We start from the raw sequence: 21,852 nt of genomic DNA on the forward strand, positions 1-21,852 counted from the left end.
ACGCATCGCGATATCGCGACGGACGCACCGGGCACGAAGGATCACGCCATGAGCATCGTCAAGCTGCTGGGATTCGAGACTCTCACCTGCGGATGTGTGGTCGGCCACTATCGGGATGCCGGCACCATCAGCGTGGTGACCTACATCGAAGAGAAGGCCACGACGTGCGCCGACGCCAGTCATCGGCGCAACCACGCCGTGATGGCGCGTCGCCAACGACGGACGGCGACACCCGCCGCAGCCACGCACCCTGTAGCGAGCCTGCGCGCGGCCGCGCGCTGAGTCCTGCTCCGCGTGATACCCTCCGGACGCGCCTCGCTGCCCCCGGAGGTATCGGCTGGCGACGACGTGACGTCATGGACCTCCGCCAGCTCGAGATCATCAGGACCATCGTCGAGACCGGGTCGTTTACCGCAGCCGGACAGAAACTCGGCGTCTCTCAGTCTGCCATCAGTCGTCAGGTGCTCCTGCTCGAGGACGAACTGAACGAGGCGGTCTTCCTGCGCGTTGGACGTCGCGTCAGAATCACGCCCGCCGGTGAAGCGCTGCTACAACTGAGCCAGCGCGTCTTCCAGGACCTCAAGGACACCGTCGCACGCATCACCGACACACAGGCGTCGCTCATCGGCCCCGTCCGCCTGGCCGGCGGGATGACCGTCAGCCTGTACGTCTTCCCCGCCCTGCTGCGCGACTTCCGCAGGCATCACCCTGATGCGGACATCAAGATCACGGCAGGGGCCACCGACAAATGCATCGCGGGATTGCGATCGGGCCTGTCCGACGTCGCGCTCCTGACGCTGCCCATCAACGATCCGGAACTGGTGACGGTACCGGCGCTGCAGGAAGAGCTGCTCGTCGTCACCGCGCCGAACCACCCGCTGGCGGCACGCGCGCGGGTCACGCCCGCCGATCTGCGCGATCAGCCGTTCGTCCTGTTCGAGACAGGCTCGAACACGCGACGCGTCGTGGACGAGTTCTTCCTGCGCAATCAGATCGTCCCGCAGATCGTCACCGAGACCGAGAACGTCGAGATCATCAAGGCGCTCGTGCGTGCCGGACTCGGCCTCTCCATCATCTCGTACCAGGCCGTGGCGCGCGAGGTCGCGTCAGGACAGTTCTTCTGCGCGCGCATCGCCGGACAGACGCTCATCCGCGAGACGGGCTGGGTGTACGTGCGGGCCAATCGTGTGCCGCGTGCCGTGCAGGAAGTGCTCGCGTCGTTCGAGCGAGTGAAGCCCAGACTGCGCGTGATCCCGCCGCCCGGCCGCGACAGGATCGGTCCTGACGTCCACGCGTGAGTCGCGCCATTCGTCCCTGTCATACGACGGCCATCCATCCATGCGTATGCGGGCATCACATGTAAAATTCCACCGATGGCTTTGTCCGTAGGACTGCTCGGGTTCGGCACCGTCGGTCAGGCCGTTGCCCGCCTTCTGGTCGAACGCGGCGACGGTCTGCTCACCCTCTCGCACATCTTCAACAGGAACATTGCCCGCAAGCGCGTGGACTGGATTCCCGATTCGGTGGTCTGGACCGATCGCGTCGACGATGTGTTGGAAGCCAACGTCGACGTGATCGTGGAAGTGGTCGGTGGCCTGGACCCGGCGCGCGGCTGGCACGAGCGCGCGATCGACGCGGGCCGGCCAATCGTCACGGCCAACAAGCAATTGATCGCCACGCACGGGCAGGCGCTGCTCACGCGCGCCGCCGCGCGTGGCGTCGAGCTCCTGTTCGAGGCGGCCGTGGGTGGCGGCATCCCCGTCGTCCGCGGGTTGCGCGAAGGCATCGCCGCCGACCGCCTCACCACCGTCTCCGGCATCCTCAACGGCACCTGCAACTACATCCTGACGCGCATGGAGTCGGCGGACCTCGCCTTCGACGCGGCGTTGAAGGAAGCGCAGGAACTCGGGTTCGCCGAGGCCGATCCCACCGACGACCTCGATGGTTACGACGCCCGAGCCAAGCTGTGCATTCTCGCGCGCGTGGGCCTGGGTCTCGACATCGCGCCGGCCGACGTCCCCTGCGAATCGATCCGCACCATCAGCGACGATGACTTCGTCTACGCGCGACGCCTGCAGGGCACCATCAGGCAGGTCTCGCGCGTGTCGATCGCCGACGGCCAGGTGGAAGCGCGCGTCGGTCCGGCCCTCGTGCCGTTGACGTCACCGCTTGCACGCGTGATCGGCAGTCAGAACCTGATCGTCGCCGGCGGCGCGTACGGCCGCGAGACGACGTTTGCCGGCTACGGCGCCGGCGGCTTCCCCACCGCCGTCGCCATCGTCTCCGATCTGCTCGCGCTGGCGCGCCGCGCGGGCGGTGCCCCTGCCGTCTGGCCCGCCACCACGGCGCCGGCGTCGGTGACCGACCTGCAGGTGGCGCCGTTCTATCTGCGTCTGGTGGTGCGCGATCAGCCGGGCATCATCGCGAGCCTCGCCTCGGTGTTCTCGCGCCACGCGATCAACATCGACGCGGTGTTGCAGGAACCGGGTGGCAGCAAGGACCGCCTGCCTTTCGTGATCACGCTGGAGTCGTGCTGCACGCGCGCCATGGCTGACGCGTTGCGCGAGATCGAAACGCTGCCCTTCCACGTCACGCCACCGCTGTGCCTGCCGGTCCTGGCATGAACACGCCGCGTCCACTCGCGTCGATGGCGATCCCGGCGTCGACGTCGAACCTGGGTCCGGGCTTCGACGCGCTCGGTCTCGCACTCGGGCTGTATCTGCGTGTCGACGTCTCCACGATCGCGCGGGACGGCGGCGGCAAGCTGCGCTGCACGTTCGCCGGCCCCGTGCCGCCGGGCGACAACCTGATCGTGACCGGATTCCGCGCGCTCTGTGAGGCCCTGCGCGCCAGCGACGTGCCGTCGATCGACGTCCACGTCGCCTGCGACATCCCGCCGTGCGCGGGCCTCGGGAGCAGCGCCGCCGCGCTCGTGGCCGGCGGGCGCCTCGCCGCGCTCGTGCTGGACGACGTCACCGACCAGGTGCTGATCGACGTCCTCAGCGCGATCGAAGGTCACCCGGACAATATCGCAGCGTCCGTGCTCGGCGGGCTCGTCGCCGGCTGCGTCGACGCGCGCGGCCACGTCAGGGCCATCGCCTCCCACTGGCCGGACGAGGTGCGTCTCGTCGTCGCGACGCCGTCGCTCGCGTTGCCGACAAGGACCGCACGCGCCGTGCTACCGGAGCACGTGTCGCGACAGGATGCCGTGCACAACGTGCAGCGCGTGGCCCTGCTGATGCAGGCCGTGGCGACAGGACGACTGGACGTGCTGCGAGAGGCCTTCGCCGATCGCCTGCACCAGCCGTATCGTCTGCGCCTCGTGCCAGGCCTCGCCGAGGTCCTGGCGCTCGACGTTCCCGGCATGCTCGGGGCATTCCTCTCCGGCGCGGGACCGTCGGTCGCCGTCTGCGTCACCGGCGATCCGGCCCCGGCGCTCGCCGCGCTCCGCCACGTCTACGCGTCGATCGATCCGGATGTCGCCATTCGCGTGCTCGACGCACACCAGCCCGCGCGGCAGGTGCCCCTCACCGTATCGCACGGGTAAGGAACCATGAACGTGTCAACACTCATCGGCCTGCAATGCCACGTGTGCCACACCGCATTCCCCGCGGAAGCCACCTACGTCTGCGATCAATGCTTCGGCCCACTGGAGCCGGTGTACGACTACGACAAGGCCCGCGCCACGTTCACGCGCGAGACGATCGCGTCGCGCCCGCGCAACATGTGGCGCTACCGCGAACTCCTGCCCATCACGGGCGAACCGAAGACGGGTTTCGGTTCCGGCTTCACGCCACTGACTCCCGCACCCCGCCTCGCCGAGCGGCTCGGCGTGCGCGAGCTGTACGTGAAGGATGACGGCGTCAACCACCCGACGCTCTCGTACAAGGACCGCGTGGTGTCGGTGGCCGCCACCCGCGCGATCGAGCTCGGGTTCACGACGTTCGCCTGCGCGTCGACGGGCAACCTGGGCAACAGCGTCGCCGCGCACGCGGCACGCCTCGGGCTCCGCTGCTTCGTGTTCATCCCCGACGACCTCGAGCCCTACAAGGTGCTCGGCTCGGCGATCTACCACCCCACGCTCCTCGCCGTGCGCGGCAACTACGACGATGTGAACCGGTTGTGCTCGCAGGTGGCCGACAAGCACGGATGGGGCTTTGCCAACATCAACCTGCGCAGCTACTACGCCGAGGGCGCCAAGACGATGGGCTTCGAGATCGTCGAGCAGCTCGGATGGCGCTTCCCGCAGCACGTAATCACACCCGTGGCGGGTGGAACGCTCCTCCCGCGCGTGTTTCGCGGCTTCAGGGAGATGCACCGGCTCGGGCTCGGTGAGGGGGACCTGCCGCGCATGTACGGGGCGCAGGCGGAGGGCTCCGCGCCCGTGGTGCGAGCCCTGCACCAGGAACTCGACTACCCCGATCCGGTGAAGCCGGACACGATCGCCAAATCGATCGCCATCGGCAATCCGGCCGATGGCTTCCAGGTGCTGGAGGTGCTCCGTGAGTCGGGCGGATGGGGCGAGATGGCCACCGACAAGGAGATTCTCGACGGCATCGACCTGCTGGCCGAAACCGAAGGTATCTTCACCGAGCCCGCCGGCGGAACCACGGTGGCCGTCACGCGCAAGTTGATTGCCGCCGGCCGCATCCCGCGCAACGAATCCATTGTCGTCTGCATCACGGGCAACGGCTACAAGACGGCGGACATCATGGCGGACCGCGTGGCAAAGGCTGTGCCGATCACCCGCTCGCTCGCCGATGTGGACGCCTACCTGGCGGGCTCGCAGGCCGCCGCGGCCGAGGGGCGTGCATGAGCCGCTTCGAACGCGCGAACCTGCTGGTGCAGAAGTACGGCGGCAGTTCGGTCGCCACGCCGGACCACATCCGGAACGTTGCCGACCGCATCATTGCGTGTCAGCGTGAGGCGCGCCACATGGTGGTGGCGGTCTCCGCCATGGGCAAGACGACCGATCAGCTCATCTCGATGGCCGGCCAGGTGTCGGACAAGCCCGGCGGACGCGAAATGGATCAGCTCCTCGCATGCGGCGAAACCATTGCCGTATCACTGCTCGGGCTCGCTCTGCAAGCGCGTGGCGTGCCGGCCGTGTCACTGACAGCCGCGCAGTGCGGCATCCGGACCGATGGCTCCTTCAACAAGGCCCGCATCGCGCGCGTGGAGACCGGCCGTCTGGTCCACGAGCTCGAGAGCGGACGCGTGGTGATCGTCGCGGGCTTCCAGGGCGTCACGCGGGATCACGAGATCACGACGCTCGGACGCGGCGGCGGCGACATCACGGGCGCGGCGCTCGCTGCTGCGCTGCAGGCGCCCGTCTGCGAAATCTGCACGGACGTCGACGGCGTCTACACCGCCGACCCGAACGTGGTGGACACCGCGCGGCTGGTACCGGAGATGAGTTACGAGGCGGCGATCGAACTCGCCGCGAGTGGCGCCAAGGTGCTGCACCCGCGCGCTGCCGAGATCTGCATGCAGTACGACGTGCCCATCCACGTGCGGTCGACGTTCCATCGCCGCCAGGGCACCTGGATTCGCGGAGGAGTGATGGAAGACGCAGCGGTGGTGGGCATCACGTCGGACAAGAAGATCGCCAAGGTCACGCTGCTGGACGTGCGTGACGAGCCCGGCCTCGCGGCGGCCATTTTCCGCGACCTCGCCCGCGAGGACGTCAACGTGCGCCTGATCATCCAGGCCGCCGCCAGTCACGATCGCAATCGCATCACGTTCGTCACCGACAACGATCAGGTGGATCGCATCAAGGAACTCGAACGTGCATGGCGCAAGCGCCGGATCGTCGGCCAAGTGGACGTGGACGTCGAGGTGGCCAAGATCGCGATCGTCGGCTCGCGCATCGCGTCCACGCCAGGACTGGCGGCGCGAATGTTCACCGCCCTTGCCAAGGTCGGCGTGAACATCGACTGCATCAGCACCTCGGAGATGAAGGTGAGCTGCGTCATCGGTCGCGCGGATCTCGACCCGGCCGTACGCGCCGTACACGCGGAGTTCTTCGGCACGGCACGCGCAACCGCGCGCCGCTCCACCACCGCGCCCGTGCGCAAGGCCGTGAAGCGCGCGGCGACGACGAAGACGGCTACTTCCGCTCGTCGGGTGTCTTGAGGGCGTAGCCCTTGCGCGCCCACACGCTCACGTTCTGGCGCGTCACCTTCACCTCGATCTGACGACGCTTGCGCGTGGGATCGGGGTTGCTCGAGTAGTACCCGAGCACGTAGTAGTCGCTCGTCTCCGCGTCGATGCGCTTGAGCGACTTGACGAAGTCGTTCTGGTTGACCACGGCCATGCCGCCGGTTTCCTCGGCGAGCACGCGCAGGCTGTCCTGCGTCTTGCGCACGTGGTTGCCCCACTCCGACATGTCGACCTCATCGTCCATCTCGGGACCGCCGACAAGTCCGCGCGGGTCGATGGTGTACACCGTCGTGTTCGCGCGGTTGGCGGCGCGCGTCAGGTCCGCCAGTTCGCGCGCGAGATCGGCATCGGCGAACTGCTGCCCCTGACGATTGGTCACGGCAGCCGGGTCGCGCGGGTCCATGCCGGTCTGGTTGTACCCGTACATCGCGTCGCGCTGGAGCCGTCCCTGCGGAAACGGATCGAAGTCGTAACCGTTGCTCACGAAGATGAGGGCCTTGCGGCGGTTCTGCACCTTCTCGAGATCGCGCACCAGGTCGAACGCGGTGCTGAAGGCTACGTGCGCGCGATAACGCAGTTCCTGGTTGCCCTGCGATCCGCCGCCGGGCTGCTCGAGGATGTCCTTCGGCTTCAGGCCGCTCCCGCTGATCTTCTTGATCGACTCGTCGAGGCGCTTGCGGTCGTAGGTGAGATCGACAGAAATCGACGAAGGGCCCGTCGACACGATCCCGAACATGTCACCGTCGTGAATCAGCTCGGTCGAGATCTTCTTGAACAGGTCACGAATGCGCGGCGTGTTCCGGAAGTCGAGATGGAGGTCGTCGACAAACAGCAGGAAGATGCGGCCCGCGGCGTCGTTGACCGGACGCGGCGGGGGAAGCACCATTCCCTCCTCCACCGGTGCCGGAGGCGGTGCGGCGAGATTGAAATAGCGGCCGCCGTGTACCAACGTGAGCGAGGCCACCGTCTGCGTCACGCCATCTTCGAGGACGACGAACTCCTCTTTCTTCAGGTCGGCGAGGAACTGCCCCGCATTGTCGCGCGGGATCACGTCCGTGCTCACAAGACTCGTGACTGTCGTGAAGTCGGGCCGCGATGGCTGTCGGGCGTCGGTGGCGGGTGCCGCCGGCGCCGGGGCCTGCTGCGCCGTCAGCGTGACAACGCCACACACCGCCATCATGGCCAGCCACCCGAGAGAGCTCACTCGTACAGACATCAGTCGATTATAGGAGGCACCGCCGACTGGGGTACGGAAGTGGCGGCATCCGGGGCCGACCGACGCTGCCCCTGTTCGCCGCCCGACGCCGATGTACCACGCCGTCGCCTTCGTTTCCCGGTCCCCGCCTTTTCACCTGGTACCTCTGACGGCTGAGGCCGGCGCTCGGTCTTGGCGGCCGGACGCGGCCGGCGGGCCTGTCCGTCGACGACCGGTGGGAGCCGTCGCTGCTCCACGTCCTCGAGAAGCGCCGGCCAATCGAACTGGATGTCCGGATAGCGCTGGTCGAGCGCGCGCCGTGTCTGTGGGTCGAGCGCCTGGCGGCCGAACGCAAGTCCCTGGGGCGCCGCACAGAAGTAGATCACCCGCAGGCGCGACTCGCCGCGGCCGTCTGGGCGATGCTGGAGCAGGTAGAGCGTGTCGACGCCGCGCTTGTCCCGGGCCAGTCGAATGAGCGGCACGACTGTCGCGTCCTACTTCCGCTTCGGCTTGCCGGCCGATGGGCGTGCGGAGCGGGACGGACTGGCCGCCGCCGCGCGTCCAGCCGACGCGTGACGCGCGGCCGGACGTGCCGTCTTCCTGGAGGACACGGGCGGCCTCGCCGCCCGACTGGCCGACGCCGTCGCCGGGCGCGACGCGGCTGCACGTGTGGCACGCGCCGGCACCTTGGCGGCGCGCACGGGCGCCTTCGCCTGGCGCGTGACCTTGGCGGGTCGCCGCGCAGCGGCAACCTTGACCGCCGGCTTCTTGGTCGCCGGCCGCGCCGACTTGCCGGCCTTGTTCGCCTTGGACGCCTTCGCGGGAGCCGCCTTCTTCCGCGCTGTCTTCCCACGCGCTGGCGCGGCAGCCTTCACGACTTTCGCAGTCGTCGCGGCCTTCCCGGCCTTCCCGGCCTTCGCCTTCACAGGCGCGGCAGCCTTGGCGACCGTCTTCGACTTCGAGGCGGCCGGCTTGGTCGCCACGCCCTTGACCGGGGCAGCCTTCGCCGGCGCCTTTGCGCCAGCCGGCCGGGGAACGGCCTTCGGGGCTGGAACCACTGCCTTCGCAGGTGCCGGGGAGACCTTCGCGCCAGCCCGCCTCGGAACAGCGGCCTTACCCGCCGCTGCCCTGGACGTCGCGGCGTTGGCAGGTGCCGCGACGGCTGGCGGTGCAGGTGCTGGGGCCGTCGCCGGAACCGCCACGGGAGCTGCCGCCTTGGCCGCCGCCACCTTGGCGGCCGCGGCCTTCACGGCAGCAACGGCAGCGCTCGTGGCGGCGCTCGGCGTCGTCGCTGGCGGAGCAGCCGCGGGCTTTGGCGCAGCCGCAGCCTTGGCCTTGGACGCCTTCGGCTTCGCGAGTTTGGTCTTGAGTGGCGGCAAACGGAGCGGTTCGGCCGCCGCGGCAGCCGCCGCCTCGGCGATCGCCCGCCGGCTGTCGATCGGCGACATTTCCTCGCGGCGCGGATTCAGGATGGCCGACTCGACGGCCGCCTCGATGTCGCTGGCCCGGCGCGTCTTGATGGAAACGATCTCGACCAGCGGGGCTGCCCCCCGCGCGCCGGGTTGGGAGGGATCCACGTGGACACGCTCCAGCCGGATTTGCTCACCGCTCAGTGATGCGTAGGACCAGATTTCGGCGGGGGCGATCGAGTGTTGGGCGCACAACCGTCGCGCCGCATCCACGGCGGCAACCGGGACGTAGAGCTTGAACTGGGCGCGAGCCTTGGCAAACAGCACCCACTGGTACATCGCCTCGAGGTTGTTGACCGACTCGGCCGTCTCGACCTCGAGAATGGCGACGGGCTTACGCGCAGCGTCGTTGGAGGACAGGATCAGATCCGGGTACGCCTGGCCGGTGCCCGTCTTGATCGGCACCTTCCGCTCGTCGCCGACATTCGCTTCGACGACGAAACGTTCGCCAAACGCGACTTCCAGGGCCCGGATGACCCGGTCGTGCTCGAATTGTTCGCGTACCGGACGGATGAGAATCGCCACACGGCCTCCGCGGCCCCTGACGGGCGCCTGCCCGCCCTCGCGCCTGCCACGCGACGGCAAACGCGGAATGCTAGCATGATATGTAACCACTTGCCAGCGCGTCGTGCGCGGCGGGCCCTATTCTGCCACAGGCCGACCGGACTTTCTAACATCCTGTTTTCAAGCCACTTAGCGCACTCCACTCGACCGTGAACGACCGATTCCTCCGAGCCTGCCGCCGACAAGCCGTCGACGCCACCCCCGTCTGGTTCATGCGCCAGGCCGGCCGCTACATGCCCGAATACCGGGCCATCCGCCAGCGTTACGGCATGTTGGATCTGTGCCGAACGCCAGAGTTGGCTGTGACGGTGACGCTCCAGCCCGTCCAGGCGATGGAGGTGGATGCCGCCATCCTCTTCTCGGACCTGCTGCTGCCGCTCGCGCCGATGGGGTTGACCTTCGACTTCGTGAAGGGCGAGGGCCCCGCCTTCGACAATCCGATCCGCTCGGTGGCAGACGTCGAGCGGGTCATCCCTATCGATCCCGTCGAGAGCCTCGGCTACGTCCTGGACAGCATCCGCCACCTGAAGCCGATGCTGAACGTCCCCCTGATCGGGTTCGTGGGAGCGCCGTTCACCCTGGCGTCATATGCGATCGAGGGCGGACCGTCGAAGGACTTCGCGCGCACCAAGGCCATGATGTACGGCGAACCCGAGGCGTGGCATACCCTCTGCGCGCGACTGGCCGACATGGCTGGCACGTATCTGCGTGCGCAGGTCGCCGCCGGCGTGGACGCGGTCCAGGTGTTCGACTCGTGGGTCGGCCATCTGAGCCCGGCCGACTACCGCGAGTTCGCGCTTCCCCACACGCGCCGCGTGTTCGAGGCCATCGCCGACCTCGACACGCCATCGATCCACTTCGGCGTCGGCACCGCCACGCTGCTCGAAGGCATGGCAACGGCCGGCAGTACCGTGATGGGCGCTGACTGGCGCATCCCCCTCGACACGGCGTGGTCGCTCATCGGGTCCGAGCGCGGTATCCAGGGCAATCTCGATCCCACGCTGCTCCTCGGCCCGTGGGATCGGCTGCAGCGCGCGGTCGAGGACGTCCTCGCGCGAGCCGGCGGCAGGCCAGGCCACATCTTCAACCTCGGGCATGGCGTCCTTCCCATGACCTCCCCGGACGTCGTTCGGCGCGTGATCGATCTGGTCCATACCCTCAGCGCGACGTCGACGCGATGACCGCTCGGCCTCCCCGCGTGCTCGTCCTCGGCGGCGGCATCGCGGGGTTGTCGGCGGCGTGGGAGTGTCATCGCCAGGGCATTGCCGTCGCGGTGCTCGAAGCCACCGACCGTCCCGGTGGCGTGATCAGGACGGACGTCGCCGGCGACATCGTGCTCGATGCAGGTCCGGACGCGTTCCTGGTCACCAAGCCGGGAGCCATCGGTCTCTGTCGGGAACTCGGGGTCGACGACCAGTTGATCGCCATGACTCCGCCGCGCGGCGCGTACGTGCTCCGAGACGATGTGTTGCACGCGCTGCCGGAGGGTGGCGCGTTCGGGATCGCAACGCGACCGGGCCCGTTCCTTCGCTCGACCCTGCTGTCGCCGGGCGGCAAGCTCCGCGTCGCGCTGGAGCCACTCATTCCCCGTCGTCGCAGCGGCCACGATGAAGGCGCGGGCACGTTCTTCCGTCGTCGCTTCGGACGCGAGGCCGCCGACCGCATTGCGCAACCCTTGCTGGGCGGCATCCACGTGGGTGATCTCGACGCGCTGTCTGCCAACGCCGTGTTTCCCCAGTTGGTGGCCGTCGAGCGAGCCGGCGGCAGCGTGCTGCTGGCCTTACGGCGACAAGGATCACGCGTGGTCGAAGGCGGCGCGTTCCGGAGTTTTCGGCGAGGGATGGCGACGCTGATCGACGCACTCACCGCCGCCCTGCCACCCGCAACGATTCGCCTGCACCGCGGGGTGACGCACATCGCGCGAATCGACGATGCGTGGCAGGTGACGTGCAGCGATGGCAGCCGCGCGACGGCGGATGTGCTCGTGCTGGCCGCACCGGCGTTCGTGACGGCCGACTGGCTCAGGTCGATCAACGAGGACGCGTCGGCTCTTGCCGCAGGCATCCGATACGTGTCGAGCGCGGGCGTGCTCGCCGTGTACGACAGCGCGCGCGTGGCGCGCCCCCTGCAAGGAAGCGGCTACGTCTCCACGCCGCAACCCGGCCGTGGGTCGCTCCTCGCGACGAGTTGGTTGAGCCACAAGTGGCAGGGACGCGCGCCCGACGGGTTCACGGTGCTCCGCGGCTTCTTCGGCGGCGCACTCGACGAGGGCGTACTCGCACGGAGCGACGAGGCTTTGACGGCGTTGGCCGAGGCGAGTTGGGCACGACGCTTTGGCGTCGCGGGTGGCCCCGTCCTGTCGCGTGTCGTCAGATGGACGCGCGGCAGCCCGCAGCACGAGGTTGGCCATGCCTCGCGCGTCGCCCGCATCGATGCGGCGCTCGCAGCACAGCCCTGCGTGGGTGTCTGCGGCAGCGGCTTCCGGGCGGTCGGCATCCCCGACGTCATCACCGACGCACGAACCACGACGCGCACATTGCTCGACCGCTGGCGCCAACGAACGGGCTGAAGAGCCCGTTCGCTTCATCTCGTATGGAGAACCGTTCGGATGGAGGCCAGGGGCTTTAGCCGCGGGCAATCCTCGACAGGTACAATGCGCGGCGCATGCTCGATCTGCGATCCGTCCTGTTCCCTGCCGTACTCGTCTGCGGTGCCACGCTCTTCATCGGATGCGGTTCGCCGTCGCGTCCTGCCGATACGACGTCACCGGCAAGCGCGCAGACCGACGCCACGACCACCCTGCGTACGCCGGAGGAGAGCGCCGCGCTTCCGGCGCTGACACCGGAGATCGAGGCGGTCCTCGACGCGATCCGCCAGGCCGACAAGGGGCAGCTCGCGATCTCGCCCGAAGACGGACGCTTCCTGCGGCTCCTGGTCGTACTCAACCGCACGCAGAAGGCGATCGAGATCGGCGGCGCGAGCGGCTACAGCGCGATCTGGCTGGGGCTCGGCCTTCGCGAAACCGGCGGACACCTGACGACGATCGAGTACGACGCGGCGCGTGCAGCGGAACTGAAGGCCAACATCACCAAGGCGGGCCTGGACGATGTGGTGACGGTCGTCGCGGGCGATGCCTTCAAGGCGGTGCCGGCTGAACCCGGAACCTTCGATCTCGTCTTCATCGACGCATGGAAGCCCGACTATCAGAAGTATTTCGAGATGACGTTCCCGCGCGTACGGCGCGGCGGGCTCATCCTGGCGCACAACGTCATCAACAAGGGCGCCGACATGCAGGATTTTCTCGACACGATCACCTCGCGCGCCGACCTGCTCACGGCCATCGTCGCTCCCGGCAGCGAGGGCGTCTCCCTCAGCGTCAAGCGCTGACTGCGCAATCGCTGGAACGAACGGGCTTCGGCCCGCTCGTCAGCCAGGGGCCGAAGCGCCAGGCCTCCGTCTACCGGCCAGGCGCCGCTGTATAGTGTCTGTTTGACTGCCGGCTCCGACCCGGCTCAACTGGAGGAACCAGCATGCGTCGAGTGCTCCTGACCATGACCGCCATCGCCGCGGTCGTCACCGCCACTGTTGCCGTACCGAGCGTCGTGTCCGCGCAGAAAGTCGTCTCGTCGACGGTGGGCAAGGGCGGTAGCCCGCACGAGACCGTCGAGTACACCGTGGGAAGCGCCAAGGTGACGATCACTTACGGCCGTCCGTTCCTGAAGGGCCGCAGCCTCGAGACGCTCGCTCCGACCGGTAAGGTCTATCGCACGGGTGCCGATTCGGCCACGACGCTCGTGACCGACAAGGACCTGCAGATCGGGACGCTCGCCGTGCCGGCTGGCACGTACACCCTGTACACGCTGCCCGGTGCCACGTGGCAGCTCATCGTGAACAAGCAGACGGGTCAGTGGGGCACGCAGTACGACCAGTCGCAGGACCTCGGCCGCGTCCCGATGGCGGCCGGCACCCTCGCTGCACCAGCCGAGCAGCTCACGCTCACCATCGCGGGCGGGAACCTCGAACTGCACTGGGCGACGATGAAGCAGTCGGTCACCATCACCGCAAAGTAGTGTCCGGGCCAGGGGCTGACGCCCCTGGCCTCCATCTGAAACGCTCGTCTTCGGATGAAGCGAATGGGCCTCAGCCCGTTGGTCGGCGATCGTTCTGCGACGTCCGGACCAGGAACGCAATCACTTCCGCGACGGCGCGATACAGTTCGACGGGAATCGCCGTCGCGGGCGGGAGCCGGGCCAGCAACGCGACGAGATCGCGGTTCTCGTGGATCGGGATCCCGTGTTCACGTGCCGCGGCGATGATGCGCTCCGCGAGCGCCCCTTCCCCACTCGCCACGACCTCCGGCACGGCGACCTCGCCCGGCACGTAGCGCAGGGCGGCCGCCTGCCGACGCGTACGTGCGGGTTCGGTCATGCGTGCACGTCCACGATGGTCCCCGGCGGCACGTCAGGCAGTTCGTCCGGTGCGCTCACGGCCACCGGATCCACCACCACGCGCGTGAGCACACGCGCGAAACCGACGCGTTCGAGTGACATCGTCAGGTCGTCGAGGTGCGCTTCGATCCGATCGGCGGCCGACGGCTCTTCGACGAGGAACTCGGTGCGCATCCCGTCGGCGCCGAGACGGAGCCTGACGTGCACGCGTCCGAGCTCCGGCAACGTCATGTCGAAGCGCGCATGTCTCCACGGCGTCGAACCCTCGTCGTCATGGTCCGGCTCCGGATCGCGCGACACGCGCAAACGCAGATCCGTCTCGTGCGGGTCGACCTGCATGGGAATCCGCACGTCCACGATGCCCTCGCGAACAAGGTGCGCGGCAACCCGGGCCTGTTCGGCGAGCAGCGCGCCCTGAAGGTGTGACACCGCATCACGAACGTCACCGGGACCGGCCGGCAGACGCGCCAGGAGGGCCGCAAGCCTGAACCGCAGGTCCGCCGCAACCGCTGTTCCATCAGTCGCCTGACGCAGCACATCTGCCACGTGACGCTCCAGCATCACACCGCCCTGCGCAAGCCGTGCCGCCAGCGCACGCGCAAGTCCTTCGGCCGTCGCCGCGGCTGGTGAACCGGACACGTGGCTCGCGCCGCGCAGCGGCAACAGCAGGGCGAGCAGCGCGTCGGCATCGGCAGCGCCGAGGACCCGACGAGCCACCAGGTGCGGCACCTGGGTCGCCACCGCCGCCATGGCCTTCGCAACGTCGGGGGCCTCACGCGCAGCCAGCACTGCCGCGGCGAGCGCATAGCGATCCGGCGACACCGCGTCATGCGTCTCCGCGTCCGGCGTGGCGTCGACGTCGGCCGTGACGAGCCTGACGACGGGCTGCGCACCGCCCGCGACGACTTCGAGCCTGACGCGGGTCCCGGGCGGATGCGGAAGCGCGCCGCCGGCCATCACCTCGCGCCCCTGCATGGAGAGCAGCGTGCCGCCGTTCAGTCCGGTCGCCACCACCGTGGCGAGCAGGCGCTGCCCGACGGTGAACGTGACATCGGCGCTCGACACCGCAGTCCTTGCCTCTGTCGGCAGGAGCGAAGGCAGCAGCGTGATGTGCATGACGCGCGTCGGCAGGAGTGGAACACCCGCTTTGTTATCATCGACGAGGCCTCCCGGCAACAACCAGACGCATGAACGCCACAACCGCCATCAAGGACCGTGCGCCGCGAGGGCGAGGCGGAAAGAGACGTGTCCGCCTCCCTGCGGCGCGCACGGACTGGTCGCAGCTCGACCCGGCGCACCTCGAGCATCCCGCGCTCTACATCAACAGGGAACTGAGCTGGCTGGGGTTCAACCAGCGCGTCCTGAACCAGGCGCTCGACGCCACTCACCCACTGCTCGAGCGCGTCAAGTTCCTCGCCATCGTCGCCACCAACCTCGACGAGTTCTTCATGGTGCGCGTGGCGACGCTGCTGAAGAAGTACCGCGCCGGCATCGAGGACGTGAGCGTCGACGGCCTCAACACCGAGCAACAGTTGGCGGCAACGCGCGCACGATCGCTGGAGATGATGGCCGCGCTGACCGCGTGCTGGCGCGATCGGATTCGCCCCGCGCTGGCAACCGAAGGCGTGCATCTTCTGGAGCCCGCCGAATACACGCCGGCTCTCACCGCGCATCTGGCGCGCTACTTCCGCGACGAGATCCTCCCCGTCCTCACGCCACTGGCCTTCGATCCGGGACACCCGTTTCCGTACATCTCGAACCTGAGTCGTAACTTCGCCGTGGTGGTGCGGCACGGCGGACGCACGAAGTTCGCGCGCGTGAAGATCCCTGCCACGCTCGATCGCTTCGTGCCCGTACCTCCGTCGCTCTCGCCGCGCGGAGGGCACGCGTTGGTCTTCCTCGAAGACGTCGTCAGGGCCAACCTCCAGCAACTGTTCCCGGGTACCGAGTTGCAGTCGGCCCACCTGTTCCGCATCATCCGCGATACGGACATGGTCATTCAGGAAGACGAGGCGGACGACCTGCTCGAGACCGTGGACAGGAGCCTCAAGCAGCTCCGCTACGGCGCTCTTTGCCTGCTCGAAGTGGAAGACGCGATGCCGCGGCGGGTCCTCAACATCCTCAAGGAGAACTTCGAGGTCGACGAGGACATCGTGGTGCGCACCGGCGAGCGCATGGACTGGGACGACTGGCACCAGTTGACGCGCCTGCACCTGCCGCACCTGAAGGACGCGCCGTTCTCGCCGCGCAGCATCTGGTCCGGATACACGGAGATCTTCGACGACCTCCGCGAGGAGGACACCCTCGTCCATCACCCGTTCGATTCGTTCTCCTCGGTCGAAGCCTTCCTCCGTGCGGCCATCGAGGATCCGCAGGTCATCGCCATCAAGATGACGCTGTACCGGATCGGATCGAACTCTCCGCTCGTGGACATGCTCATCACGGCCGCCGAACAGGGCAAACAGGTGGCCGTGCTCGTGGAACTGAAGGCACGGTTCGACGAACGCAACAACATCGAATGGGCGACGCGCATGGAGGCGGCGGGCATTCATGTGGTGTATGGACTGGTCAGCCTCAAGACGCATGCCAAGTTGTGCCTGATCGTACGCAAGGAGCAGGACGGCATCAGGCGATACGCGCACGTCGGGACGGGCAACTACAACCGCGCGACGGCTCAGATCTACACCGACATCGGCCTGTTCACGTCCGACGCGGCGATCGTCGACGACATCACCGACGTCTTCAACTACCTCACCGGGTATTCGAACCGGAAGTCGTACGACCAGTTGCTCGTGGCACCGGTGTCACTGCGATCGCAGTTGAAGGCCCTGATCGACCGTGAGTGCGAGCACCACAAGGCCGGACGCCCCGCTCGGCTCATCTTCAAGCTGAACGCCATCGCCGACCCGGGCGCGGTGCGCAAGTTGTATCAGGCCAGTCAGTGCGGCGTGCCCATCGATCTCATCGTGCGCGGTGTCTGTTGCCTGCGCCCCGGCGTGCCCGGGATCTCCGACACGATTGCCGTGCGCTCCATCGTCGGACGGTTCCTGGAGCATTCACGCCTCTACTACTTCGAGAACGGCGGCGACCCCGACATCTACATCGGCAGCGCGGACCTGATGGAGCGCAACCTCGATCGCCGCGTGGAGGTCCTCTGTCCGGTCCATCAGCCCGACCTGCGCGCGCATCTGCGCGACGTCGTGCTGGATGCGCTCCTTGCCGACACGGACCGCGTGCGCATCCTCCAGACCGACGGGTCGTACCTGCCGGTGACCACGCCGCCAGGCACCGATCGCGTCAATGCCCAGGCGCGACTGCTCGACGTGTACTCGCAGATGTCGTCCTCCGCTCTCTGACACCCGATGGTCGACATGTACCGAGGACCGGAAGCCGAGCGACAGCCGGCGGTGTATCGCGTGGTCCGCGTGGAGCGCGGCGCGGACGACCTGCTCGCCGGACGCGGCTGGGACGACGCAATGGCCGTGACGTGGGGACCTGACGCGTACGCGACGACGTGGCGCGCGGTGTGGACCAGCGACGCGCTGTGCGTGCGATGGGACTGCACGGACCAGGCGCCGTGGGTCACGCGCACACAACGCGACGACCGCCTCTGGGAGACCGAGGTGGGGGAGGTCTTCGTGGATCCGACCTGCAGCGGCGCCCACTACGCGGAGCTGGAAATCTCTCCGGGCAACGTCGTATGCGATCTGCACGTCGAACGGCTCGTGCCGGACCGCGTGATGCACCTCGACTGGGACTTTCCCACCCTGCGCTCGTCGGTCCTGCGCGACGGCGACCTGTGGACGGCGATCGCATGGATGCCGTTCGCCGACTTTGCGACCCTCGCGCCGCCGGTGGCCGCGTGCCTGCCCGTGCGTGGCGGCGATGTGTGGCACGTCAACGCGTTCCGGATCAAGCGGCCCGGCGGTCCTGTCTACCCGGAACGCAACGTGGTCTATGCCGCATGGTCGGTACCCGACGGGCCCACGTTCCACGCACCCGAGAGCTTCCGTCCCATGGTCTTCGAGGCAGCGCCTCTTCCGCCACAGGAACCCACATGAGAGCCGACATGCCGCAGGACGATGTCCTTGCCACGATGGAGGGTATCGGGAGCATCGTGTTGCCGGATCCCGAAACACCTGTCGAAGTGGGCTACAGGATCACGCTCGTCGCGCAGCGTCCCGGACAGCCCGAACCGCCCGGCGGCGGGGCGTTCCACACGCGCGTGTTGCTGAGCGCCCGCGTGGCCGACCTGTTCCACTGGTTCGCCGAACACCGCGAGGGCCTCATCCTCGAGATCGCCGACGGCCGTCGTCTGCCGATCGTCGTGACGTCGCCCGATGGCGACGCCATCGGCCTGGACATGCTCGCCTGACGTCAGCGGAGGCGAGTGGCGAGCACGTTGGAGCCGACGGCCCACCTCTGCTGCCCTGCGCCATCGGCGTACATCGCACGTTCGACGACGATCGGAATGGGATCCGCGCCAACGCTCTCGATCAGGGCGCCGAAACGTCGTCCCATGGCTTCGGGGAATTCGTCCTTCACGCTGACGTTCGAGCGGCTGTTCGGCACGACCGTGAGTGTCCTGGTCACCGGCCCGCCACCGTCGGCAAAGAGCAACGTCACGTTGACCGTCGCCGGCATGTCGGTGGGATTGGCCAGCAGATAGAACGTGGCCGTGTTGAGTGGCGCGCCACTCACCTCGCCGTCGGCCACGGCCCATGCGGTGCCCGTGCGCGTTGCGCCTGGTGAGTTGTGCGCCTCTGTCCAGGTCTGGCTCCCGCCTGGCCACCACATCGATCGCTCCACGACGATCGGGACGTCGTTGGTGGACTCCACGACCATGGAGACCGCCGTTGCCGCGAGCTCCGGCGCGGCGCGATCGACCCATATCGTGGCTCGCTGCAACGCCCCGACGGTGCGCACCTGCCGGACCTGGGCGCCGTCCGGCAGCAGGTACGTCACCGTGATATCGGCATCCTGTTCCGTGGGATTCGCGATGAGGAGGAAGAGATCGAAGACGTTCCCCGTCGCGCCTTCCGCCAGGAACCACCGCGTCGAGGGTGCCGTCACGCCGGCGCTCTCGTGCCCGGCAAGGAATGTCACGCCGGCGCGCGACAGATACATGGCCCGCTCGACGATGATGCCCGTGCCGTCGATGGCTTCGAGCACGGCCGAGACGTCCGCGGCCGCGAGGAGACGTCCGTCGGTGCCGAACGTCTCCTGATTCACCCAGATGTTCGTACGGGATCGAGGTCCGAGGGCGTACGTCTTCTCGATCGGTGGCGCGTCCGCTCTGAGGAAGCGCACGCGAACGTCGACGGGTCGCAACGACGGGTTCTGCAGGAGGTAGAACAGCTCGAAGCCGCTGTGTGTCGCGCCCTCGGCCAGGTACCAGCGTGGCGCCGGCGCAGGCACGCCGGTCTCGGCGTGCGACCCGTACGTGTTCCCGTGGCTGTCGTGCCACGACACGGTGCGATCGACGGCGAGAGGGACATCGGAGGACACGACGGCGCTGAACGCGGTGTCGCCGAGGCCCGGAACCGTCCGAGCGTCGATGGTTCGCGACGCCATGGCAGGCACACGTACCGTTCGCGACACCACCACTCCATCGGGCCGCTGGAGGTCCAGCCGGGTGGCTGCCGACTGCAAGCCCGGATTGGCGAGCGAGATGCGCGTGTCGAAGAACGAGCTGACGACACCCTCGGCCAGATACCGCGTGTATGTCCCCGTGACCGGCGGCTCCAGTTCCGTCTGCCAGTACGTGAGGAGATCCCGCAGCGCCTGCGGCGCATGCGTCGGTGCCGGGCGCTGCGCCTGATCGCGCGTGTTGACGCCGTGGCACGACCCGCAGACACGCACTTCGCCAGGCTGCATCGTGAGCCACAAGCGTTCGCGCACGACGGGAACGCCCGCAGCATCGGTCAACTGCCAGGACAGCGCGCGCCTGGCTGGCACGAACGCCGCCACCGAGCCGTCTCGCGCGATCGCCACGCTGCCGGGAGGTGCGCTCGGCAACAGGGGATTCTGCGCGCGCGGGTCGTGCAGCACCTGGCCCAGTACGCGACGACCCGGCCGCGGGTTCGTGGTGCCGCCGACGCCACGAATCTGGTCCGCCTGGATGATCTGCAGGAAGGCCACGTCGTAGATTCGTCCCGGTGCGCCAATCGTCTGCGCGTCGCCGCCCGCGACACGCAGGTTGAAAGGCTGCTGCCTGTCGGACTTGTCGCGCGATGTCACGTCGTGACTCACGATGAGCGCGAGGTCGTTCTCGCGCAGGTATGCCTGCAGGCGTTCGAGCGCGATGCCCTGCTCCTCCAGGATCTGCCGCTCCTGTGCGCCAGGTCCCGTGGTGCGGCGCGGCGGGCGCTGACGCGGGCGTACTTCCACGGGATCCAGTTCCCACAGCGGTCCCGCGTAGGTCACCAGTACGTCGGGATTCCAGTACGTCACCGACTTGCTGATGCCGTTGGTCAGGCGGCGGTCGGCGACGTGGACGCTGCCCGCCTGCTGCAGCAGCGTCAGGCGGAAGTCGTATCGCGACCCAGGATTGGCCGTGGTGCCGGTGTTGACGTCGCGGCGCGTCTCCGGCGTGTGCACGGCCACGAGGCTGCCATCCGACAGCGGCAGCGGATTGCGATAGAGGCCCGAGTGATTCGGCGACGGCGTGTCCGTGTACGAGCTCGTCTCCCGATGCGTGACGTACGTGATCGTCATCGCGTCGGCATTCTGCGTCGGCGGCGCGTACGTGCTGATGATCTGACCGCTCGCGTGCGTGGAGAACTCCGGTGCGTCGATGCCGTAATAGGTGCCCGGCGCAGCCGGGGACTCCTTGATCTGGATGAAGCCGTTGATCGTGTTCGGGTTGGCGCGAGGCATCTGCGAATGGTGGTACACGAGATTGCGATCGTCGTTGAAGCTCGCGTCGAAGTACCCCAGGAACTCGTGCCGGCCGACATGGTTCAGCGTCTCTTCCTCGGTGCCATCCTCGGCCACCATCCACGGGAAGAAGTCGTTGAAGGTGTGCCCCACGACGTTGGTGCCGGCCAGCAGATCGGTGCGCGCGCTGCGGGGCTCGGGGAAGACCTCCGCACGTGTCGACAGACGTGCCGCACCGGCTGATTCGTCGGCATAGTTGAACGTGCCGTAGGTGCCATAGACGTCGCTCGCACGCGAGTCGGCGTCAGCCTGCTGATCGCGCTGCAGGTGATCCCAGCGGATGTACACCACACGACCGAAGCTGTCGACCTGCGGCGAGAAGGACCCCGACGGCGAGTGCTGCACGAGGAACAGATCGCCTGACGCGGGGTCGAGGCTCCAGATGCCCGTGACCACCGGCGCTTCCTCGTACTCGTCGAGTTGCGGGTACAGGTGTGCCTCCCCCCCGCGCGGGCGATCCGACGTGAAGAGGATCCTGTCGTCGGTGCCGTAGATCGGACTCACATTGTTGTAGGCCGACGGCTGGTTCGGCACGCGCGTGATGACAGGCGTGTCACCTGCCGCCAGGCCGGTGATCTCGTAGAGCTGCCAGCGCCAGTCGCCGTGGACGTACCGCCGATCGGTTCCGCCCACGACCATGCTGAAGATCGCCCTGGTCCCGCTCCAGTGCACGCTGGGCTCTCGCACCGCGATCGCGGCGCCACCCTGAAAGCCCGTCGCACCGAACCCGGCGGCGGCGGTCAGGTTCTTGAGCGTACCGTCGGGATAACGAATCCACAGGTCGCCTCCGCGCGCCACGGAATCGAGCGAGGCACGATGGTTCCCGAAGACCGACCCGATCGTCGTGAAATCCGCGGGCACCGGTACCTGCGTGACAAACAGAATCGGGTACGGCGTCTGGACGGGCCCCTGCTGGGCGATCGACGTCAGGCCGAAGCCGGCCATCACCGCCATCACCGCTGGCGCCCACCATCGTCGCGTGTGTCGCATGTCCGCCTTCTCCGGCCCATCGCGTCGCGCCGATGACAGAAGCGTCATCACCGCTCGCCGCACGGCGAGATCGCCGGACTTCCTG

The 21,852-nt window shown here is 68.0% G+C and carries 19 protein-coding genes; 13 read left to right on the forward strand and 6 right to left on the reverse strand.

Translation table 11 applies throughout. From position 1 onward, the window contains the following. The first annotated feature begins 48 nt into the window (after positions 1 to 48). The 6 genes from IT182_10200 to IT182_10225 all read left to right on the forward strand — a co-directional run bounded on the left by IT182_10200 (position 49) and on the right by IT182_10225 (position 6,135). Positions 49 to 282: a hypothetical protein gene (locus IT182_10200; GenBank protein MCC6163706.1), complete on the forward strand. Its 234-nt coding sequence runs from the start codon at positions 49 to 51 to the stop codon at positions 280 to 282. 74 nt (positions 283 to 356) lie between these two features. After that, positions 357 to 1,298: a LysR family transcriptional regulator gene (locus IT182_10205; GenBank protein ID MCC6163707.1), complete on the forward strand. Its 942-nt coding sequence runs from the start codon at positions 357 to 359 to the stop codon at positions 1,296 to 1,298. A gap of 75 nt (positions 1,299 to 1,373) precedes the next feature. After that, positions 1,374 to 2,624: a homoserine dehydrogenase gene (locus IT182_10210; GenBank protein MCC6163708.1), complete on the forward strand. Its 1,251-nt coding sequence runs from the start codon at positions 1,374 to 1,376 to the stop codon at positions 2,622 to 2,624. Then, entirely contained in the window at positions 2,621 to 3,547 is a 927-nt protein-coding gene (gene thrB / locus IT182_10215; GenBank protein MCC6163709.1) for a homoserine kinase, read from the forward strand. The genes IT182_10210 and thrB overlap by 4 nt, the downstream gene beginning before the upstream one ends. A 6-nt stretch (positions 3,548 to 3,553) precedes the next feature. Continuing rightward, positions 3,554 to 4,816 (forward strand): threonine synthase, encoded by a 1,263-nt coding sequence (locus IT182_10220; GenBank protein ID MCC6163710.1) that lies wholly within the window; start codon positions 3,554 to 3,556, stop codon positions 4,814 to 4,816. Beyond that, positions 4,813 to 6,135: an aspartate kinase gene (locus tag IT182_10225; GenBank protein ID MCC6163711.1), complete on the forward strand. Its 1,323-nt coding sequence runs from the start codon at positions 4,813 to 4,815 to the stop codon at positions 6,133 to 6,135. The genes IT182_10220 and IT182_10225 overlap by 4 nt, the downstream gene beginning before the upstream one ends. On the opposite strand, the gene IT182_10230 is transcribed toward IT182_10225, so the two are convergent. Genes IT182_10230 through IT182_10240 form a run of 3 tightly spaced genes read right to left on the reverse strand, consistent with a single transcriptional unit; the run spans position 6,110 to position 9,351 of the window. Beyond that, positions 6,110 to 7,378 carry a VWA domain-containing protein gene (locus IT182_10230; GenBank protein ID MCC6163712.1) on the reverse strand — a complete coding sequence of 423 codons (1,269 nt, stop codon included), beginning with the start codon at positions 7,376 to 7,378 and terminating at the stop codon, positions 6,110 to 6,112. The genes IT182_10225 and IT182_10230 overlap by 26 nt on opposite strands. Next, a complete protein-coding gene (locus tag IT182_10235; protein MCC6163713.1) occupies positions 7,378 to 7,839 on the reverse strand; it encodes a hypothetical protein in 462 nt (153 codons plus the stop codon). Before IT182_10235 ends, IT182_10230 begins: the two co-directional genes overlap by 1 nt. A gap of 12 nt (positions 7,840 to 7,851) precedes the next feature. Further along, positions 7,852 to 9,351, reverse strand: a complete 1,500-nt coding sequence (locus tag IT182_10240; protein MCC6163714.1) for a hypothetical protein — start codon at positions 9,349 to 9,351, stop codon at positions 7,852 to 7,854. 188 nt (positions 9,352 to 9,539) lie between these two features. Between IT182_10240 and hemE the strand changes: the two genes are divergently transcribed. The 4 genes from hemE to IT182_10260 all read left to right on the forward strand — a co-directional run bounded on the left by hemE (position 9,540) and on the right by IT182_10260 (position 13,460). Beyond that, complete coding sequence (hemE, locus tag IT182_10245; GenBank protein MCC6163715.1) at positions 9,540 to 10,571, forward strand: uroporphyrinogen decarboxylase; 1,032 nt, start codon at positions 9,540 to 9,542, stop codon at positions 10,569 to 10,571. Continuing rightward, entirely contained in the window at positions 10,568 to 11,959 is a 1,392-nt protein-coding gene (hemG, locus tag IT182_10250) for a protoporphyrinogen oxidase (GenBank protein MCC6163716.1), read from the forward strand. Before hemE ends, hemG begins: the two co-directional genes overlap by 4 nt. A gap of 95 nt (positions 11,960 to 12,054) precedes the next feature. Then, on the forward strand, positions 12,055 to 12,777 hold the full coding sequence (locus IT182_10255; GenBank protein ID MCC6163717.1) for an O-methyltransferase: 723 nt from the start codon (positions 12,055 to 12,057) through the stop codon (positions 12,775 to 12,777). Positions 12,778 to 12,920: 143 nt separating this feature from the next. After that, positions 12,921 to 13,460, forward strand: a complete 540-nt coding sequence (locus tag IT182_10260) for a DUF2911 domain-containing protein (protein ID MCC6163718.1) — start codon at positions 12,921 to 12,923, stop codon at positions 13,458 to 13,460. A 70-nt stretch (positions 13,461 to 13,530) separates the two neighbouring features. On the opposite strand, the gene IT182_10265 is transcribed toward IT182_10260, so the two are convergent. Together IT182_10265 and IT182_10270 are read right to left on the reverse strand one after the other, a co-directional pair. Continuing rightward, entirely contained in the window at positions 13,531 to 13,818 is a 288-nt protein-coding gene (locus IT182_10265) for an EscU/YscU/HrcU family type III secretion system export apparatus switch protein (GenBank protein MCC6163719.1), read from the reverse strand. Beyond that, on the reverse strand, positions 13,815 to 14,903 hold the full coding sequence (locus tag IT182_10270) for a flagellar hook-length control protein FliK (GenBank protein ID MCC6163720.1): 1,089 nt from the start codon (positions 14,901 to 14,903) through the stop codon (positions 13,815 to 13,817). Before IT182_10270 ends, IT182_10265 begins: the two co-directional genes overlap by 4 nt. Before the next feature lie 122 nt (positions 14,904 to 15,025). On the opposite strand from IT182_10270, the gene ppk1 reads away from it, so the two are divergent. From ppk1 to IT182_10285, 3 genes are read left to right on the forward strand one after another with little or no spacing between them, the layout of a single operon-like run. Then, positions 15,026 to 17,194, forward strand: coding sequence for a polyphosphate kinase 1 (ppk1, locus tag IT182_10275; GenBank protein MCC6163721.1), 2,169 nt, complete (start codon positions 15,026 to 15,028; stop codon positions 17,192 to 17,194). A gap of 15 nt (positions 17,195 to 17,209) precedes the next feature. Then, positions 17,210 to 17,899 carry a carbohydrate-binding family 9-like protein gene (locus IT182_10280; GenBank protein MCC6163722.1) on the forward strand — a complete coding sequence of 230 codons (690 nt, stop codon included), beginning with the start codon at positions 17,210 to 17,212 and terminating at the stop codon, positions 17,897 to 17,899. Beyond that, positions 17,896 to 18,213: a hypothetical protein gene (locus IT182_10285; GenBank protein MCC6163723.1), complete on the forward strand. Its 318-nt coding sequence runs from the start codon at positions 17,896 to 17,898 to the stop codon at positions 18,211 to 18,213. Before IT182_10280 ends, IT182_10285 begins: the two co-directional genes overlap by 4 nt. A 2-nt stretch (positions 18,214 to 18,215) precedes the next feature. Here the strand turns inward: IT182_10285 and IT182_10290 are convergent, their stop codons facing one another. After that, positions 18,216 to 21,767, reverse strand: a complete 3,552-nt coding sequence (locus IT182_10290) for a hypothetical protein (protein ID MCC6163724.1) — start codon at positions 21,765 to 21,767, stop codon at positions 18,216 to 18,218. Positions 21,768 to 21,852 lie beyond the last annotated feature (85 nt).

Source organism: Acidobacteriota bacterium (assembly GCA_020845575.1).
Classification (GTDB): Bacteria; Acidobacteriota; Vicinamibacteria; order Vicinamibacterales; family Vicinamibacteraceae; genus Luteitalea.

What these genes read in the sequence shown, in the direction of transcription:
- IT182_10200 (MCC6163706.1), top strand. Translation starts at nt 49, where the DNA reads ATGAGCATCGTCAAGCTGCTGGGATTCGAGACTCTCACCTGCGGATGT.
- IT182_10205 (MCC6163707.1), top strand. Translation starts at nt 357, where the DNA reads ATGGACCTCCGCCAGCTCGAGATCATCAGGACCATCGTCGAGACCGGG.
- IT182_10210 (MCC6163708.1), top strand. Translation starts at nt 1,374, where the DNA reads ATGGCTTTGTCCGTAGGACTGCTCGGGTTCGGCACCGTCGGTCAGGCC.
- thrB (MCC6163709.1), top strand. Translation starts at nt 2,621, where the DNA reads ATGAACACGCCGCGTCCACTCGCGTCGATGGCGATCCCGGCGTCGACG.
- IT182_10220 (MCC6163710.1), top strand. Translation starts at nt 3,554, where the DNA reads ATGAACGTGTCAACACTCATCGGCCTGCAATGCCACGTGTGCCACACC.
- IT182_10225 (MCC6163711.1), top strand. Translation starts at nt 4,813, where the DNA reads ATGAGCCGCTTCGAACGCGCGAACCTGCTGGTGCAGAAGTACGGCGGC.
- IT182_10230 (MCC6163712.1), bottom strand. Translation starts at nt 7,378, where the DNA reads ATGTCTGTACGAGTGAGCTCTCTCGGGTGGCTGGCCATGATGGCGGTG.
- hemG (MCC6163716.1), top strand. Translation starts at nt 10,568, where the DNA reads ATGACCGCTCGGCCTCCCCGCGTGCTCGTCCTCGGCGGCGGCATCGCG.
- IT182_10255 (MCC6163717.1), top strand. Translation starts at nt 12,055, where the DNA reads ATGCTCGATCTGCGATCCGTCCTGTTCCCTGCCGTACTCGTCTGCGGT.
- IT182_10260 (MCC6163718.1), top strand. Translation starts at nt 12,921, where the DNA reads ATGCGTCGAGTGCTCCTGACCATGACCGCCATCGCCGCGGTCGTCACC.
- IT182_10265 (MCC6163719.1), bottom strand. Translation starts at nt 13,818, where the DNA reads ATGACCGAACCCGCACGTACGCGTCGGCAGGCGGCCGCCCTGCGCTAC.
- ppk1 (MCC6163721.1), top strand. Translation starts at nt 15,026, where the DNA reads ATGAACGCCACAACCGCCATCAAGGACCGTGCGCCGCGAGGGCGAGGC.
- IT182_10280 (MCC6163722.1), top strand. Translation starts at nt 17,210, where the DNA reads ATGTACCGAGGACCGGAAGCCGAGCGACAGCCGGCGGTGTATCGCGTG.
- IT182_10285 (MCC6163723.1), top strand. Translation starts at nt 17,896, where the DNA reads ATGAGAGCCGACATGCCGCAGGACGATGTCCTTGCCACGATGGAGGGT.
- IT182_10290 (MCC6163724.1), bottom strand. Translation starts at nt 21,767, where the DNA reads ATGCGACACACGCGACGATGGTGGGCGCCAGCGGTGATGGCGGTGATG.